Source organism: Streptomyces sp. NBC_01717 (assembly GCF_036248255.1).
Classification (GTDB): domain Bacteria; phylum Actinomycetota; class Actinomycetes; order Streptomycetales; family Streptomycetaceae; genus Streptomyces.
The window spans coordinates 5,222,022-5,238,501 of sequence record NZ_CP109178.1 but is presented as its reverse complement, the minus strand read 5'-3'; the positions used below and the strand labels follow the sequence as shown (position 1 = coordinate 5,238,501).

Below are 16,480 nucleotides of genomic sequence, written 5' to 3'. Positions count from 1 at the left end.
CAGAGACCGACGGTCGGTCGACCGGCGGCGAAGGGCGGCTCTCGCGGTGAGGCAACTACGGCTCGGGGTACTGGCCGGAATCTTCGTCGCGGCAGGCGTGCTGTCCTGGGGCGGTGCCCGCCTCTGGGACTCGCTCGACACGCTGCCGAGCGTGCCTCTCGCCGCGCCCGTCGTGCTCGCGGTGATCGCCGTCATCCTGCTCGCGACAGCGCTCTCCATCCGCTCCCGGCTGCGCGCCCAGCGTGAGCGCCGCCCGGGCGCGAAGGGCGTCGAGCCGCTGATGGCGGCCCGCGCCGTGGTGTTCGGCCAGGCCAGCGCCCTGGTCGTCTCGCTGGTCGCCGGCCTGTACGGCGGCGTGGGGGTCTTCCTGCTCGGCTCGCTCGATGTGCCTGCCCGCCGCGACCAGGCGATCTACGCCGGCTTCGCGGTGCTGGCCGGCATCGGGGTGATTGCCGCCGCCCTGTTCCTGGAACGTGTCTGCAAGCTCCCGGACGACAAGGACGACGACAAGAGCGCCGCTTCCGCCTGACGCGCAGTGCCCGTCCGGGACACCGGCACCACCCACGGCGGCACCGGCACCGCGACCGCCCTCAGCGCGCCATGATCAGGCTCATCGCCTCCGCGCGCGTCGCGGGGTCACGGAGCTGGCCGCGTACCGCCGACGTCAGCGTCTTCGCGCCCGGCTTGCGGATCCCACGCATCGACATGCACATGTGCTCGCACTCGACCACGACGATGGCTCCGCGCGGCTCCAGAATCCTCATCAGCGAGTCGGCGATCTGCGTGGTGAGCCGCTCCTGGACCTGCGGGCGCCGGGCGTAGACGTCGACGAGCCGGGCCAGCTTCGACAGGCCGGTGATCTTTCCGGTGGTCGCCGGGATGTACCCGACGTGCGCGACGCCCCGGAACGGCACCAGGTGGTGCTCACAGGTCGAGAACACCTCGATGTCCTTCACCAGCACCATCTCGTCGTGGCCGAGGTCGAACGTGGTCGTCAGGACGTCCTCGGGCGCCTGGTGCAGGCCTGCGAATATCTCCTTGTACGCCCGGGCCACCCGTCCCGGCGTCTCCCGCAGACCCTCCCGGTCCGGGTCCTCCCCGACAGCGACGAGAAGCTCGCGCACCGCGGCCTCGGCCCGCTTCTCGTCGAACTCACCGATCGAACCCTGGCCGTCCAGCGTCACCGGGTCGGTCATCTGTGCCTCGTTCCTTCAGCTGTCACCTGCGCGCATCACGCGGGCATACCAAAAAGCCGTGCCCCACAGGCTAAAACCTGGGGGGCACGGCATCCATTCCGGGTCGGTGGACCCCCGTGACGGGGGCCACACCGGGTCCGTACTAGCTCTCCGGACGCTCCTCCGGGACCGCCTCGGCGGCCGGGGCGGTGTCCGTCGGCGCCGAGCCGTTGGCCGTGGTGACACCGTTGGTGAGAGCGAGTTCCTTCGGCGAGAGCACCGGAGGCCGCGTCGACGGCGTACGCCGTGCGGAGCCGGTCCACGCCGGACGGGCCGGACGCTTCACGATTCCGGCGAAGATCTCGGCGATCTGCTCCTTGCCGAGGGTCTCCTTCTCCAGCAGCTGGAGGACCAGGTTGTCGAGAACGTCGCGGTTCTCGACGAGGATCTCCCAGGCCTCGTTGTGCGCGGTCTCGATGAGCTTCTTGACCTCTTCGTCGACGAGCGCCGCGACCTCTTCCGAGTAGTCGCGCTGGTGGCCCATCTCCCGGCCCAGGAAGGGCTCGGTGTTGTCGCCGCCGAACTTGATCGCGCCGAGCCGCTCCGTCATGCCGTACTGCGTGACCATCGCGCGGGCCGTGGCACTGGCCTTCTCGATGTCGTTCGCAGCGCCGGTGGTCGGGTCGTGGAAGACCAGCTCCTCGGCCGCGCGCCCGCCCAGCATGTAGGCGAGCTGGTCGAGCATCTCGTTGCGCGTCGTGGAGTACTTGTCCTCCTCGGGCAGCACCATCGTGTAACCGAGGGCGCGGCCGCGGGAGAGGATCGTGATCTTGTGCACCGGGTCCGAGTTCGGCGAAGCCGCCGCGACCAGGGCGTGTCCGCCCTCGTGGTACGCGGTGATCTTCTTCTCCTTGTCGGACATGATCCGGGTCCGCTTCTGCGGGCCGGCCACGACGCGGTCGATCGCCTCGTCCAGCATCTCGTTGTCGATCAGCTTCAGGTTGCTGCGCGCCGTGAGGAGCGCAGCTTCGTTCAGCACGTTCGACAGGTCGGCACCGGTGAAGCCGGGCGTACGACGGGCCACGGCGCCGAGATCGACGTCCGGGGCGACCGGCTTGCCCTTCTGGTGCACCTTGAGGATCTCGAGACGGCCCTGCATGTCCGGCCGGTCGACCGCGATCTGCCGGTCGAAGCGGCCCGGACGCAGCAGCGCCGGGTCGAGGATGTCCGGCCGGTTCGTGGCGGCGATCAGGATCACGCCGCCCTTCACGTCGAATCCGTCCATCTCGACGAGCAGCTGGTTCAGGGTCTGCTCGCGCTCGTCGTGACCACCGCCGAGACCCGCACCGCGGTGCCGCCCGACGGCGTCGATCTCGTCGACGAAGACGATCGCCGGGGCGTTCGCCTTGGCCTGCTCGAACAGGTCACGGACCCGGGAGGCGCCGACACCGACGAACATCTCGACGAAGTCGGAACCGGAGATCGAGTAGAACGGGACGCCCGCCTCGCCCGCGACGGCGCGTGCGAGCAGCGTCTTGCCCGTACCGGGAGGCCCGTACAGCAGGACGCCCTTGGGGATCTTGGCCCCGACGGCCTGGAACTTCGCCGGCTCCTGGAGGAACTCCTTGATCTCGTGGAGTTCCTCGACCGCCTCGTCGGACCCCGCCACATCGGCGAACGTCGTCTTCGGGGTGTCCTTGGTGATCAGCTTGGCCTTGGACTTGCCGAACTGCATGACCTTGGAGCCGCCACCCTGCATCTGATTCATCAGGAACAGGAAGACGACCACGATCAGGACGAAGGGCAGCAGCGAGAGAAGGATCGAGATGAACGGCGACTGCTTCGACGGCGAGACGGTGTAACCCTTCTCGATGTCACCGCTCTCGAACTTCTTCTGCAGCGTGTCGGCAAGCTGGACACCCTGGTCACCGATGTAGCTCGCCTGGAACTTGCTGCCGGACTCGCCCGAGAGTTTCTGGCCGTCCTTCAGCTCAATCTTGAGGATCTGTTCGTCACCGGTGGTCAGCTTGGCCTGCTCCACCTGGTCCTTGCTGATCGCCTGGATCACCTTGCCGGTGTCCACCGTCTTGTAGCCGCCAGACGAGCCGACGACCTGCATCAACACGACCACGGCGAGGACGGCCAGCACGATCCACATGACCGGCCCACGGAAGTATCGCTTCACGTCCATCCATACGGAGCGAAGTCGCCCCGTCCCTCCTGCCCGTAGGTAAATGCTGCTGAATGCTGCTGTGAGAAAAGACTGTTCTTCGGACGGTACCCCAGCATTGTCACCCGTGACCGCCGGGGACGTCTGTCAAACGTGCCTTCGAAGGCTTCAACGCCGCGCGGCGGTCAAGGGTTCCCCGGCAGCCGGCCCGCGTCGGATGCGGACCCGCGAGGGAGGGGTAGCGGCCGGTCAGCCGCCGTAGACGTGCGGGGCGAGCGTCCCGACGAAGGGCAGGTTGCGGTACTTCTCCGCGTAGTCCAGGCCGTAACCGACGACGAACTCGTTGGGGATGTCGAAGCCGACCCACTTGCAGTCGAGCGCGACCTTCGCGGCGTCCGGCTTGCGCAGCAGGGTGCAGATCTCCAGGCTGGCGGGCTCACGCGAGCCCAGGTTCGACATCAGCCAGGACAGCGTCAGGCCCGAGTCGATGATGTCCTCGACGATCAGGACGTGCTTGCCCTTGATGTCGGTGTCCAGGTCCTTGAGGATCCGGACGACACCGGACGACTGGGTGCCCGCGCCGTACGACGAGACAGCCATCCAGTCCATGGTGACGGGGGTGGACAGTGCGCGCGCCAGATCGGCCATCACCATCACCGCGCCCTTGAGGACGCCGACGATGAGCAGGTCCTTGCCCGCGTACTCCGCGTCGATCTTCGCGGCCAGCTCGACGAGCTTCGCGTCGATCTCTTCCTTGGTGAGGAGCACCGCCTGAAGGTCGGTGCCCATGTCCTTCTCGTTCACCCGCGTCTCTTTCTCTGCCTGCCCGGTCCGGGGTGGTGTCCCGAACCTGCGCGGCCGCTCGCCTGCATGTCAGCCGCTTGTGCGTCAGCTCTGCCGAATCACCAGTCTGCCACCCTGGCGCCGGGCTTCGACTCGGCCGGGGAGGTTGATGGCCTGCTGGCCGCGCCAGCCGGTGATCAACCGGTCGACTTCTTCGATGTGCCGGGCGAACAGCGAGCCGGCCGGAGCACCCGCCTCCACGGCCGCACGGCGCAGCACCCGACGGCGGACGGCGGGCGGCAGCGCGTACAGCTTGGCGCACTCCAGCTGCCCGGCGTCGTCGCGTACGGCGGAGTCGGCCTCGGCGGCCCAGGTGTCCAGGGCGTCGGCGTCGTCGCGGGAGAGCTGCGCGGTACGGGCCAGGGCCCCGACGACGCCTTTGCCGAGGGCCTTCTCCAGGGCGGGCAGGCCCTCGTGACGCAGCCGGGAGCGGGTGTAGGCGGGGTCGATGTTGTGCGGGTCGTCCCAGACGGGCAGGGACTGGACGAGGCAGGCCTTGCGGGCGGTCTGCCGGTCGAGCTGGAGGAAGGGGCGGCGGTAGCGGCCGGCCGGGCCCGATGCGGCGGCCATGCCGGAGAGCGAGCGGATACCGGAGCCGCGGGCGAGGCCGAGCAGGACCGTCTCCGCCTGGTCGTCGCGGGTGTGGCCGAGCAGCACCGCGGCGGCGCCGTGCCGCTCGGCCGCCGCGTCCAGGGCGGCGTAGCGGGCGTCACGGGCGGCGGCCTCGGGACCGCCCTCGCTGCCGACGTGCACGGCGACGGCCTCGACCGGGTCGAGGTGCATGTCCCTGAGCCGGGCGACGACCTCGGCGGCGCGGACGTCGGACCCGTCCTGGAGGTTGTGGTCGACGGTGATGCCGCCGGCCCGGACGGCCAGCTTGCGGGCCTCGAAGGCGAGGGCGGAGGCGAGCGCCATGGAGTCGGCGCCACCGGAACAGGCGACCAGCACCAGCGGGGTGTCGGGCCGTTCGGGGAGCGCGGGACGGTCGGGAAGGGCGGCGCCGCACCTGCCCGTGCCGGCTTCGGCGAACTCGGGGCGCGAGGCGCGCTCGGTATGTGCGATGTGTTCGTTGTGATCGGTGCGTTCGGCGAATTCGTTGAGTACGTCGTGGAGTACGCGGCGGACCGCCAGGCGTATCGCCGCGACCGCAGGATGGGGACCCATGTCCGGTGCCCTTCGTGAAGTTTTTGGGGGGTGCTTCGGAGCGTCGGCACGGACGAGTGCCGTCACTCAGAGTGCGTCGATGGTGACAGAGCCGGGCCGTCCATCGAGCATTGCACGCCTTTCCATGCCCCTACGGTCCCTCGGATGGGTGATTACCGGCGCGTACTTCCGTCGTCTTCCCCCGTCGGCCGCCTCATGATCACGACTCTGCCTTACGGTGCACCCTCGCGATCCAGTCGGCCGGAGCGGCGATCTCGGCCTTGGTGGGAAGGGTGTTCGGGGACGTCCAGACCCGGTTGAAGCCGTCCATGCCGACCTCGTCGACCACGGCGCGTACGAACCGTTCGCCGTCCCGGTACTGGCGCAGTTTGGCGTCGAGGCCGAGGAGCTTGCGGAGCGCCTGGTCGAGCCGCGAGGCGCCGCGCGCCCGGCGCTGCTGGAACTTCTCCCGGATCTCGCCGACGGAGGACACGACCTCGGGGCCGACGCCGTCCATCACATAGTCGGCGTGCCCTTCGAGCAGGGACATCACGGCGGTGAGCCGGCCGAGGATCTCGCGCTGTGCAGGAGTCTGGACGATCTCCACGAGGCTGCGGCCGCCGTCCTCGCCGTCCTCGCCCTCGGGCCGGCCGCCGGCGAGCGACTGGGCGGCCTCGCGGAGCCGCTCCAGCACGGTCATCGGGTCGACGTCGGTCTCGTCGAGGAATGACTGGATCTCACCCTGCAGGTGGTCGCGGAGCCACGGCACACCGGTGAACTGGGTGCGGTGGGTCTCCTCGTGGAGTGCGACCCAGAGCCGGAAGTCGTGCGGGTCGACCTCCAGTTCACGCTCGACGTGGACGATGTTCGGGGCGACGAGCAGCAGCCTGCCACCGCCGTTGGCCGAGGCCGGGAGGTCGCGGCCGGCCGGGGCGAAGGTCTCGTACTGACCGAGCACCCGGGAGGCCAGGAACGACAGCAGCATGCCCAGTTCGACACCGGTGACCTTGCCGCCGACCGCGCCGAGCACGGCGCCGCCCGGGCTGTTGCCGCGCCGGTCCTGCATCTTCTCCAGGAGGGGGCGGAGCAGTTCGCGGAAGCCCGCGACGTTCGCCCTGATCCAGCCCGCCCGGTCGACGACCAGGACCGGGGTGTCCTCCGGTTCGGTCCCCTCGGGGATCATCCGCGTGAAGGAGCGGACGTGTTCCTCCGCGGACTTGGCATGCCGGCGGAGCTCCGCGACGACTTCGCGGGCCTCCTCGCGGCTGATGTCGGGGCCCGGCCGTACAAGCCGGGTCGCGGTCGCAACCGCCAGATTCCAGTCGACCATCTCGGCACCACCGATGCTCGTCATGCGTCAACCGTACGTGCTCGGGTCGCTCCGCGGTGAGCTCTTGACCGGCTCACCGGGTGCGGGCGGCGAGGCTCGCGGCAAGGGCGTCGAGCGAGGACTGGGCCTCGGACGGCGAGGTCGTACCGGATGCCAGGAAGGCGAAGGCGAGCAGTCGCCCCTGCCCGTCGACGACGGTCCCGGCGAGGGTGTTCACCCCGGTGAGGGTGCCGGTCTTGGCGCGGATCAGGCCGGTGCCGCGTGATGTCTCGGTGTACCGCTTGCTGAGGGTGCCGCTGAAGCCTGCCACCGGGAGGCCGGTGAGGACGGGGCGCAGTTCGGGGTGGTCCGGGTCGGCGGCGCGGGCCAGCAGCCCGGCGAGCAGCCCGGCGGTGACCTTGTCCTGCCGGTTCAGTCCGCTGCCGTCGGCGAACTTTGCGCCGTTCAGCGGCAGATGCAGCTTCTTCAGCTGCGCGGTGACGGCCCGTCGGGCGCCGTCGAAGTCGGCGGGTTCACCTGCGGCCAGGGCGGTCTGCCGGGCCAGCGCCTCGGCGATGTCGTTGTCGCTGTTGGTCAGGGCACGTTCGACGAGGGCGGACAGCGGGGCGGAGAGGTGCTCGGCGACGGGCCGGGATTTTGCGGCCGGGCGGCCGGACACCGGGCCGGAGCCGGTGCCGATGTCCGCGTCGTTCAGCAGTCCGGCGAAGGCGCGGGCGGCGTCACCGGCCGGGTCGCCACTGCGCGGGGCGGGCCCGCTGTCCGTACCGTCCAGCCGCCCCTCGTCCACCATCAGGGCGCTGACCGGGGCGATGTTCTCGTTGGGGCCGATCGGGTGCAGCGCGGGTCCGGAGTACCGGGACGTGTCGTACGCGAGCCGGACGGTGTCGATGCCGCGGTCGCGCAGCGCGTGCACGGTGTCGGCGGCCAGCTCGCGCAGCGCGGCCTTGTCGAGCGTGGGGTCTCCGCCGCCCACGAGGGTGAGGCTGCGGGAGTCCGGTGACGCCTGGACCGTCGTGGCGATGCGGTGTCCGGGGCCGAGGGCGGAGAGCGCGGCGACGGTGGTGGCGATCTTGACGGTGGAGGCGGGCGTCATGGCTGTGTCGGCGCCCTTCCCGTACAGCCGCTTGCCGGTGCCGGTGTCGATGACGACGGCGGTACGGACCGTGCCGAGCGCGGAGGCGTTCAGCAACGGGGTGAGGGTGTCCCGGAGGTCGGCCGTTGCTCCGTCCGGGGTGTCCGGGGCGTCCGGGGCGGACTTGTCGACCCCGGTGTTCAGACCCGTGAGGACCGCCGGGGCACTGGGGGCCGGGGCCGGTCCGGACGGTGCGGTGGCCTCGTGATGTGCACCACCTGTACGGCTCCTGGCGGCCGCCCACTCCTGCTCGGCCTTACGCTGACCCGAGTCCCAGGGGCCGGCGGCGAGGACGGCGCCGGCTGCGAGCGCCAGGCCGAGGACGGCGGAGCCTGCCGTGAACTGCCAGTTACTCAGTCCGTGCAACCTGTTCGGGCGGGCCGCTCCGGTCGGCCCGCGGAACGCTTTCAACGGATTGATCGACGGTCTTTTCACCGGCTCGGCCACCGTTGACCAGCCCCTTTCGCGAGCACACATCTCCGTGGGGGACACTTAATCACCAGTCGTATGTGTTGATCATGGAGGAGCCACCCGTGGAGTTCGACGTCACCATCGAGATCCCGAAGGGTTCGCGGAACAAGTACGAGGTGGACCACGAGACCGGTCGGATCCGCCTGGACCGTCGACTCTTCACCTCGACCAGCTACCCGGCGGACTACGGCTTCGTCGAGAACACCCTCGGCGAGGACGGTGACCCGCTGGACGCGCTGGTCATCCTGGACGAGCCGACCTTCCCCGGCTGCCTCATCAAGTGCCGCGCCATCGGCATGTTCCGCATGACGGACGAGGCCGGCGGCGACGACAAGCTGCTGTGCGTCCCGGCCTCCGACCCCCGGGTGGAGCACCTGCGCGACATCCACCACGTGTCGGAGTTCGACCGCCTGGAGATCCAGCACTTCTTCGAGGTCTACAAGGACCTGGAGCCCGGCAAGTCCGTCGAGGGCGCCGACTGGGTCGGCCGCGCCGAGGCGGAGGCCGAGATCGAGGCCTCCTACAAGCGCCTCGAGGCGCAGGGCGGCGCGCACTGACGCCTGCGGTCCCCGCAGCCGTCGGACCGGCTCGACGCCGATTCCGTATGCGGTACTGCGCACGGTCCGTAGGGTCCCGCGCAAGGTCCGATCACGGTTCCGCGTAAGGAACGGGCGGCACACCTTTCACAGGTGTGCCGCCCGTTTCGCGTCTGCGCCCATGTCCGTGGCCATACTGGGCACAAGCGCAACCGAAGACGCGCAGCCAAGAAGGAGCGAGGTCGAGTGGTGGCGGAACAGGGCGGTCCCGAGGACCAGAAGCCCCAGTCCGACGAGGCGCGCAGCGCCTTCGTCCCGCCGGAGGGGGTGGGGAAGTCCCCGAGTCCGTCGGAGGACGACCATCCCACCTCGGAGTTCGCCATTCCGACCGGTCTGACACCCGAGCCCCCCGGTGCCGGTTCCGCTTCCGGCTCCGGATCGGGTTCGGGTTCGGGTTCGGGCAGCGGCTCGGACACGATCGGTTCCGCGTTCGCCCCGCCGCGCACCCACGGCGCCAAGCAGGCGCCACCCGCCTTTACCCCGGCGCACGGCATTCCGATGGTCCAGCTGACCAAGGAGGCCCCCTGGCAGGACCGGATGCGCACGATGCTGCGGATGCCCGTCGCCGAGCGGCCGGCGCCGGAGCCGGCGCAGAGGCCGGACGAAGCGGGGCCGGCGGTACCACGCGTGCTCGACCTGACGTTGCGTATCGGGGAGTTGCTGCTCGCGGGCGGCGAGGGCGCGGAGGACGTCGAGGCCGCGATGTTCGCGGTGACCCGCAGTTACGGTCTCGACCGCTGCGAGCCGACGGTCACCTTCACCCTGCTGTCGATCTCGCACCAGCCGTCACTGGTCGACGATCCGGTGACGGCGAGCCGCACCGTACGCCGCCGCGGCACCGACTACACCCGGCTGGCGGCCGTCTTCCGGCTCGTCGACGACATCACCACCGAGGACGTCGAGGTCTCCCTGGAGGAGGCGTACCGGCGGCTCGCCGAGATCCGGCGCAACCGGCATCCGTACCCCGGCTGGGTGCTGACGCTGGCCGGCGGCGGGCTGGCCGGTGCGGCGTCGGTGCTGGTCGGCGGCAACGCGCTGGTCTTCGTGGTGGCGGCGGCCGGCGCGATGCTCGGCGACCGGCTCGCCTGGCTGTTCGCGGGGCGCGGGATGCCGGAGTTCTACCAGTTCGTGGTGGCGGCGATGCCTCCGGCCGCGATAGGGGTCGCACTGACCCTGACCCACTCGACGGGCATCCGGCCGTCCGCCGTCATCACCGGTGGGCTGTTCGCGCTGCTGCCCGGGCGGGCTCTGGTGGCGGGCGTCCAGGACGGTCTGACCGGCTACTACATCACCGCGGCGGCCCGGCTCCTCGAAGTCATGTACTTCTTCATCGCCATCGTCACCGGTGTGCTGCTGATCCTTTATCTGGGGGTGCAGCTGGGCGCCCAGCTCAATCCGGAGGCGCGGTTCGTGGCCCACGACCGGCCGGTGGTGCAGATCCTGGCGTCGATGGCGCTCTGCTTCGCCTTCGCGATCCTGCTCCAGCAGGAACGGTCCACGGTGCTCGCGGTGACCCTCAACGGCGGTGTGGCCTGGGTGATCTACGGGGCGATGGCCCGGACCGCCGGTATCTCGCCGGTGGCGGCGACGGCGGTGGCGGCGGGTCTGGTGGGACTCTTCGGGCAGCTGTTCTCGCGGTACCGGTACACCTCGTCGTTGCCGTTCATCACGGCGGCGATCGGTCCATTGCTGCCTGGTTCGGCCACGTACTTCGGTCTGCTTGGCGTCGCGCAGAACGAGCTGGACCGGGGGCTCGCCTCGCTGTCGACCGCGGTGGCGACGGCACTGGCCATCGCGATCGGGGTGAATCTGGGGAGCGAGATCTCCCGGCTGTTCATGCGGGTGCCGGGAGCGGTCGGCGGGGCGAACCGCCGCGCGGCCAAGCGGACGCGCGGCTTCTGACGCCTCTGCCGGTACGGAGGCGGGTCAGCGCTTGGCGTGGCGGCCGCGCTGGCCCGGGGCCGGGTTGCCGCCTCCGGCGATCGGGTCCCGGCCCTCGCCCTGCGTGGCCGCTTCCTTCTTCGCCTTGCTGCGGGCGCGCAGGAACTCGATCGCGATCGGCACCACCGAGATCAGCACGATCAGGACGAGCATCGCCTCGATGTTCTTGCGGACGAACTCGATCTGGCCGAGTCCGGCACCGAGCAGTGTGACGCCGGCACCCCAGAGCACGCCGCCGATGATGTTGAACGTGATGAACGAGCGGTAGTTCATCCGGCTCACACCGGCGATGATCGGCGTGAACGTACGCACGACGGGCACGAAGCGGGCCAGGATCAGCGACTTCGGACCGTACTTCTCGAAGAATTCGTGGGCCTTCTCGACGTTCTCCTGCTTGAAGAGGCGGGAGTCCGGCCGCTTGAAGAGTGACGGGCCGACCTTGCGGCCGAAGAGATAGCCCACCTGGTCGCCGATGATCGCCGCCAGCGCCACGAGGACGCAGACCAGCCACAGCGGGGTGTGCAGTTTGTCCGTCGTCACCAGCAGGCCCGTGGTGAACAGCAGCGAGTCACCGGGCAGGAAGAAACCGATCAGCAGCCCGGACTCGGCGAAGACGATGACCAGCACACCGAGCAGCCCGAACTGCCCGATGAGATGGTCCGGGTCCAGCCAGCTCGGTCCGAGCGCAAGCGTATTCAAGGGTCCGGGCTCCAGGATCGGTCGATGGTGGCTGCGTGGCCGCCCAAAGCTATCAACGCCACAAGGCGCCTCCGGGTTCCAGTGGCCCACGCGAGGATGCACAGGGGGTGAACCGGGACAAAGCTGTCCCCAGGAGGTGCCACACGATGGGCATTGAAGATTACGGCGGCGGTCAGACGCAGTCCGAGGTTCTGATCGTCACCACCAATGACGTCCCCGGCTACCAGGTGACCCAGGTGATCGGCGAGGTGTTCGGCCTGACGGTGCGCTCCCGTCACCTCGGCAGCCAGATCGGCGCCGGACTGAAGTCGATGATCGGCGGCGAGCTGAAGGGATTGACCAAGACCCTCGTCGCCACCCGTAACCAGGCCATGGAGCGGCTCGTCGAGCAGGCCATGGCCCGCGGCGCCAATGCGGTGCTGATGATGCGGTTCGATGTGACGGAGGCGGCCGATGTGGGCACGGAGGTCTGTGCGTACGGCACGGCGGCCGTGATCAGCAAGACCTGACCGCCCGACGGGGGCCGAGGCGCCTTCGGCCCCCGTACGAGGAGTTACGCCCGGCGCTGCGCGTTGGCGTCGATCGCGTCCCGAAGGTGCTCGGCCAGGCCGGGCCGCATCGATTCGTAGTACGCGCGGAACTGCGGGTCGCACACGTACATCTCGCCGAGCCCGCGGTGGATCTCGTAGGTGCATTCGTAGAACCATGTGGAGATGTGGAGCCGGTGCGCCTCGGCCCGCTCCATCGCGGCCTCAGACCCGGCCGGCTCGCCCGCCTCCATCACGGCGCTGTAGGCCTCGCCCCATGCGGCGACCTCGGCCTGCATCCGCTTCCAGTCGTCCTTGGTGTAGCGGGCCACCCGGCGCTGCGACTCCGCGTACGTGGCCGTTCCGCCCCAGCGGCGCTCGGCCTCCTCCGCGTGCTCCTCCGGGTCCTTGGCCCCGAAGACCTCGAACTTCTCCTCGGGCGTGAGATTGATGCCCATCTTCCGTGCCTCCATGGCTGTTTCGACGGCGGCGGCCATCTTCTGGAGCTCGGCGATCCGGCCGGACAGCAGAGCGTGCTGGCGGCGCAGGTGGTCCTGCGGATCCGCGTCCGGGTCGTCGAGCAGCACCGCGATCTCTTCGAGCGGGAAGCCGAGCTCCCGGTAGAACAGGATCTGTTGCAGCCGGTCGAGGTCACCGTCGTCGTAGCGCCGGTGGCCCGCGTGGCTGCGCCCGCTGGGCGAGAGCAGTCCGATGCCGTCGTAGTGGTGCAGTGTGCGCACCGTGACTCCGGCGAAACCGGCTACCTGTCCCACGGAGTGATCCACGGTTCCCGCCCCCCTTCTTCTCTTCGCTCTGTACGTCGGTACGTGTCCGAGCCTGAGCCCTGACGTGACGTGAGGTGCAAGCCCGAATTGCCCTCACGCTTGGATCCGATTGGCGCATTATGCGGCTTTTGCGTCGCTAAGGTGAGCCGATGGTCTCCGACTCCCCCGCGCTCGCCGAGTCCGCCCCCGCACACAGACTGCTGCTCCTCCTCGCGCCCGCCCTGGTCGTGGGCGTGGCCTCGGCGCTCATCCTGCTCAGAATCAGTCTCCTCGCGGAGCAGCTCCAGGACGTGCTCTGGGAGACGCTTCCCCAGGCGCTCTCCATCGGCAGGTACTCCTCGCTGTGGATGATCGTGATGCTCACTGCCACCGGCCTCGCGATCGGCCTGGTCATCCGTACCGTGCACGGTCACGCGGGACCCGACCCGGCCACCACCGGGCTGGTCGATCCGCCCATGCCGCCGGACGTCATCCCCGGGCTGCTGGTCGTGACGGTCCTGGCGCTGGCCGGCGGGGTCAGCCTCGGGCCCGAGAACCCGATCACCGCCGCCAATATCGCGCTCACCTTCTGGCTGGGCCGCCGGATCGCCCCACGGACTCCGGCCGCCCTGTGGATCGCACTCGCCTCGGCCGGCACCATCGGCGCGCTCTTCGGCACCCCGGTCGCAGCGGCCCTGATCCTCTCCGAGTCGCTCGCGGCCGGCGGGGGCGCGCCGGGCGCGCTCTGGGACCGGCTCTTCGGCCCGCTCGCGGCGGGTGCCGCGGGGGCGCTCACCATGACGCTGCTGGCCCACCCCAGCTTCGACCTGTCGCTGCCGCCGTACTCCGGCCCGGACTGGGGCGATCTGCTCTCCTCGGTCGTGATCACGTCGGCCGCGGCGCTGCTCGGACTCGCGGCGGTGTACGCGTTCCCGTACGTGCACCGCGCGTTCCACGCCCTGCGTCATCCGGTCCTGATGCTGACCTGCGGCGGCCTGGTGCTCGGCCTGCTCGGCGCGCTCGGCGGGCATCTCACGCTCTTCAAGGGGCTGGACGAGGTGAAGGCGCTCAGCGCCGATCCGAACGGGTGGTCGGCCGGGCAGTTCGCCGTCATGGCGGTGGTGAAGGCGGTCGCCCTGGTGACCGCCGCGACCTGTGGCTTCCGGGGCGGCCGGATCTTCCCTGCGGTGTTCATCGGCGTCGCGCTCGGGATGTGCGCCCATGCCACGGTCGACGCGGTGCCGCCGGCGCCGGCGGTGGCGTGCGCGGTGCTGGGGGTTCTGCTGGCGGTCACCCGGCAGGGCTGGTTGAGCCTGTTCACGGCGGCGGCGCTGGCCGGCGACGCGGCCGTACTGCCGCTGCTGTGCGTCGCCTCGCTGCCGGGCTGGCTCCTGGTGACCGGGCGGCCGCAGATGCAGCTCCACGGGGACGGCACACCACTGAGGTGAACCGGACCCGCACCACGCCTGTCCGACGCGCCGGTTGCGGTAGTTGTCCGTATCGTCCCATCCGTATGACCATGTCCAGGTCTGCCCGTCGGAGGTTCCCGCCATGCCCACGCCTGTCAACGTCGCCGTCATCTACTACTCCGCCACCGGCACCGTCGCGACCATCGCGGAGGCCATCGCGGAGTACGCCGGGAAGGCAGGCGCGGAAGTACGGCTGCGCAAGACGGTCGAGCTCGCGTCGCAGGCGGCCATCGACTCCAACCCGGCCTGGGCCGCCAACGCGAAGGCGACCGCGGGCATCGCCGAGGCCTCGAAGGACGACGTGGTCTGGGCGGATGCCGTGATCTTCGGGTCGCCGACCCGGTTCGGCAATGTCGCCGCCCAGCTCAAGGAGTTCCTGGACCGGCTGGGCGCCCTCTGGCAGGCGGGTCATCTCGCGGACAAGGTCTACAGCGGCTTCACCTCCACCAGCACCCCGCACGGCGGTCAGGAGACCACGCTGCTGGCGCTCTACAACTCGATCCATCACTTCGGCGGCATCCTCGTCGCCCCCGGTTACACGGACCCGACGAAGTTCGTCGACGGCAATCCCTACGGCACCTCGCACGTCGCCGGGCAGGGCGACATCCCGGTCGGTGAGCAGACCCTGACCGCGGCCCGGGTGCAGGCCGAGCGGGTCGTGAAGTTCACCCGCGCCATCAAGTCCGGCCTCGCGGCCGGGAGCTGACCCGAGCAGGCCACCGTCACCTGAGAAGGGCTGTCCGCCGATGCCTCTCCACAAAGGTTCGAATCGCGACAAGGAACCGTCCAAAGAGCGGCGCAGGCGCGCCTTGAACCCGTTCTTCGGGGAGGCGGATCCGACGGTCGGGATGACGTCCGCGCCGCCGCGGCACCGGCTGCCCGACGGACCGCTGCCGCCCTCGACCGCGTACGGCCTGGTCCATGACGAGCTGATGCTCGACGGAAACTCCCGGCTCAATCTCGCCACCTTCGTCACCACCTGGATGGAGCCCGAGGCCGGGGTGCTGATGGGCGAGTGCCGGGACAAGAACATGATCGACAAGGACGAGTACCCGCGTACCGCCGAGCTGGAACGCCGCTGTGTGGCGATGCTCGCCGACCTGTGGAACGCCCCCGACCCCGCGACGACGGTGGGCTGTTCGACCACCGGCTCCAGCGAGGCCTGCATGCTCGCCGGCCTGGCGCTCAAACGCCGCTGGGCGACCAGGAACGCCGACCGCTACCCGGCGACCGCCAAGCCCAATCTGGTCATGGGCATCAATGTGCAGGTCTGCTGGGAGAAGTTCTGCAATTTCTGGGAGGTCGAGGCCCGGCAGGTCCCGATGGAGGGCGGCCGATTCCATCTCGACCCGCAGGCCGCCGCAGAGCTCTGCGACGAGAACACCATCGGCGTGGTCGGGATCCTCGGCTCCACCTTCGACGGCTCGTACGAGCCCATCGCCGACCTCTGCGCAGCCCTGGACAATCTCCAGGAGCACACCGGCCTCAACATCCCCGTCCATGTCGACGGCGCGTCCGGAGGGATGGTGGCACCGTTCCTGGACGAGGACCTGGTGTGGGACTTCCGGCTTCCCCGGGTGTCGTCCATCAACACCTCCGGGCACAAATACGGACTGGTCTACCCGGGCGTCGGCTGGATCCTGTGGCGCTCGCCCTCGGATCTCCCCGAGGAGCTCGTCTTCCGGGTCAACTACCTGGGCGGCGACATGCCGACCTTCGCACTGAACTTCTCCCGGCCCGGTGCGCAGGTGGTGGCGCAGTACTACACCTTCCTGCGGCTGGGCCGGGACGGCTACCGCGCCGTTCAGCAGGCGTCCCGCGATGTGGCGAGCGGGCTCGCCACCCAGATCGAGGAGCTGGGCGACTTCCACCTCCTCACCAGGGGTGAGGAGTTGCCCGTCTTCGCCCTGACGACCGCCCCCGAGGTGCAGGCGTACGACGTCTTCGACGTGTCGCGGCGGCTGCGCGAGCACGGCTGGCTGGTGCCCGCGTACACCTTCCCCGCCAACCGGCAGGATCTGTCGGTGCTCCGGGTGGTGTGCCGCAACGGCTTCTCCTCGGACCTCGCGGAACTGCTCCTGGAGGACCTCCGCCTGCTGCTGCCCGAACTGCGCAGCCAGCGGCACCCGTTGAGTCATGACCGAAAGGCCGCGACGGCCTTCCATCACTGACCGGGGAGCAAGCCGGCGGCGGGGGCGGCCGGGTCGGGATCGGATTCGG

The 16,480-nt window shown here is 69.9% G+C and carries 15 protein-coding genes; 7 read left to right on the top strand and 8 right to left on the bottom strand.

Annotated features, from left to right (window positions below):
* Positions 1–46 precede the first annotated feature (46 nt).
* Positions 47–529: a DUF3180 domain-containing protein gene (locus OHB49_RS23735; protein ID WP_313937936.1), complete on the top strand. Its 483-nt coding sequence runs from the start codon at positions 47–49 to the stop codon at positions 527–529.
* A 61-nt stretch (positions 530–590) separates the two neighbouring features.
* Here OHB49_RS23735 and folE read toward each other — a convergent pair whose 3' ends face one another.
* The 6 genes from folE to dacB form a co-directional block, all read right to left on the bottom strand.
* Positions 591–1,196 carry a GTP cyclohydrolase I FolE gene (gene folE / locus OHB49_RS23730; RefSeq protein WP_030972312.1) on the bottom strand — a complete coding sequence of 202 codons (606 nt, stop codon included), beginning with the start codon at positions 1,194–1,196 and terminating at the stop codon, positions 591–593.
* A 142-nt stretch (positions 1,197–1,338) separates the two neighbouring features.
* The gene (ftsH, locus tag OHB49_RS23725) at positions 1,339–3,366 is read right to left on the bottom strand and encodes an ATP-dependent zinc metalloprotease FtsH (protein WP_329162821.1); all 2,028 of its coding nucleotides are present in this window, start codon (positions 3,364–3,366) and stop codon (positions 1,339–1,341) included.
* 228 nt (positions 3,367–3,594) lie between these two features.
* Positions 3,595–4,134: a hypoxanthine phosphoribosyltransferase gene (gene hpt / locus OHB49_RS23720; RefSeq protein WP_030972308.1), complete on the bottom strand. Its 540-nt coding sequence runs from the start codon at positions 4,132–4,134 to the stop codon at positions 3,595–3,597.
* Between the two features lie 99 nt (positions 4,135–4,233).
* On the bottom strand, positions 4,234–5,352 hold the full coding sequence (gene tilS / locus OHB49_RS23715) for a tRNA lysidine(34) synthetase TilS (protein ID WP_030972306.1): 1,119 nt from the start codon (positions 5,350–5,352) through the stop codon (positions 4,234–4,236).
* Between the two features lie 199 nt (positions 5,353–5,551).
* A complete protein-coding gene (locus OHB49_RS23710; RefSeq protein ID WP_030972305.1) occupies positions 5,552–6,685 on the bottom strand; it encodes a zinc-dependent metalloprotease in 1,134 nt (377 codons plus the stop codon).
* A 49-nt stretch (positions 6,686–6,734) separates the two neighbouring features.
* Positions 6,735–8,240, bottom strand: a complete 1,506-nt coding sequence (gene dacB / locus OHB49_RS23705) for a D-alanyl-D-alanine carboxypeptidase/D-alanyl-D-alanine endopeptidase (RefSeq protein WP_443079554.1) — start codon at positions 8,238–8,240, stop codon at positions 6,735–6,737.
* An 86-nt stretch (positions 8,241–8,326) separates the two neighbouring features.
* Here dacB and OHB49_RS23700 point away from each other — a divergent pair, with 86 nt between their 5' ends.
* Both OHB49_RS23700 and OHB49_RS23695 read left to right on the top strand, forming a co-directional pair.
* Complete coding sequence (locus tag OHB49_RS23700) at positions 8,327–8,821, top strand: inorganic diphosphatase (protein ID WP_003968257.1); 495 nt, start codon at positions 8,327–8,329, stop codon at positions 8,819–8,821.
* Positions 8,822–9,046: 225 nt separating this feature from the next.
* Positions 9,047–10,762 (top strand): threonine/serine ThrE exporter family protein, encoded by a 1,716-nt coding sequence (locus tag OHB49_RS23695; protein WP_329162815.1) that lies wholly within the window; start codon positions 9,047–9,049, stop codon positions 10,760–10,762.
* Between the two features lie 24 nt (positions 10,763–10,786).
* Here the strand turns inward: OHB49_RS23695 and OHB49_RS23690 are convergent, their stop codons facing one another.
* The gene (locus OHB49_RS23690) at positions 10,787–11,500 is read right to left on the bottom strand and encodes a DedA family protein (RefSeq protein WP_030972299.1); all 714 of its coding nucleotides are present in this window, start codon (positions 11,498–11,500) and stop codon (positions 10,787–10,789) included.
* Positions 11,501–11,646: 146 nt separating this feature from the next.
* On the opposite strand from OHB49_RS23690, the gene OHB49_RS23685 reads away from it, so the two are divergent.
* Positions 11,647–12,009, top strand: coding sequence for a YbjQ family protein (locus OHB49_RS23685; protein ID WP_030972297.1), 363 nt, complete (start codon positions 11,647–11,649; stop codon positions 12,007–12,009).
* 44 nt (positions 12,010–12,053) lie between these two features.
* Here the strand turns inward: OHB49_RS23685 and OHB49_RS23680 are convergent, their stop codons facing one another.
* Positions 12,054–12,812, bottom strand: coding sequence for a MerR family transcriptional regulator (locus OHB49_RS23680; RefSeq protein WP_329162811.1), 759 nt, complete (start codon positions 12,810–12,812; stop codon positions 12,054–12,056).
* Positions 12,813–12,961: 149 nt separating this feature from the next.
* Here OHB49_RS23680 and OHB49_RS23675 point away from each other — a divergent pair, with 149 nt between their 5' ends.
* The 3 genes from OHB49_RS23675 (at position 12,962) to OHB49_RS23665 (ending at position 16,431) form a co-directional block, all read left to right on the top strand.
* Entirely contained in the window at positions 12,962–14,239 is a 1,278-nt protein-coding gene (locus tag OHB49_RS23675; RefSeq protein ID WP_329162809.1) for an ion channel protein, read from the top strand.
* A gap of 103 nt (positions 14,240–14,342) precedes the next feature.
* Positions 14,343–14,966 (top strand): NAD(P)H:quinone oxidoreductase, encoded by a 624-nt coding sequence (gene wrbA / locus OHB49_RS23670; RefSeq protein ID WP_329162807.1) that lies wholly within the window; start codon positions 14,343–14,345, stop codon positions 14,964–14,966.
* A gap of 40 nt (positions 14,967–15,006) precedes the next feature.
* Positions 15,007–16,431: a glutamate decarboxylase gene (locus OHB49_RS23665; RefSeq protein ID WP_329162805.1), complete on the top strand. Its 1,425-nt coding sequence runs from the start codon at positions 15,007–15,009 to the stop codon at positions 16,429–16,431.
* Positions 16,432–16,480 lie beyond the last annotated feature (49 nt).

What these genes read in the sequence shown, in the direction of transcription:
- folE (WP_030972312.1), bottom strand. Translation starts at nt 1,196, where the DNA reads ATGACCGACCCGGTGACGCTGGACGGCCAGGGTTCGATCGGTGAGTTC.
- ftsH (WP_329162821.1), bottom strand. Translation starts at nt 3,366, where the DNA reads ATGGACGTGAAGCGATACTTCCGTGGGCCGGTCATGTGGATCGTGCTG.
- hpt (WP_030972308.1), bottom strand. Translation starts at nt 4,134, where the DNA reads ATGGGCACCGACCTTCAGGCGGTGCTCCTCACCAAGGAAGAGATCGAC.
- tilS (WP_030972306.1), bottom strand. Translation starts at nt 5,352, where the DNA reads ATGGGTCCCCATCCTGCGGTCGCGGCGATACGCCTGGCGGTCCGCCGC.
- OHB49_RS23710 (WP_030972305.1), bottom strand. Translation starts at nt 6,685, where the DNA reads ATGACGAGCATCGGTGGTGCCGAGATGGTCGACTGGAATCTGGCGGTT.
- OHB49_RS23685 (WP_030972297.1), top strand. Translation starts at nt 11,647, where the DNA reads ATGGGCATTGAAGATTACGGCGGCGGTCAGACGCAGTCCGAGGTTCTG.
- OHB49_RS23675 (WP_329162809.1), top strand. Translation starts at nt 12,962, where the DNA reads ATGGTCTCCGACTCCCCCGCGCTCGCCGAGTCCGCCCCCGCACACAGA.
- wrbA (WP_329162807.1), top strand. Translation starts at nt 14,343, where the DNA reads ATGCCCACGCCTGTCAACGTCGCCGTCATCTACTACTCCGCCACCGGC.
- OHB49_RS23665 (WP_329162805.1), top strand. Translation starts at nt 15,007, where the DNA reads ATGCCTCTCCACAAAGGTTCGAATCGCGACAAGGAACCGTCCAAAGAG.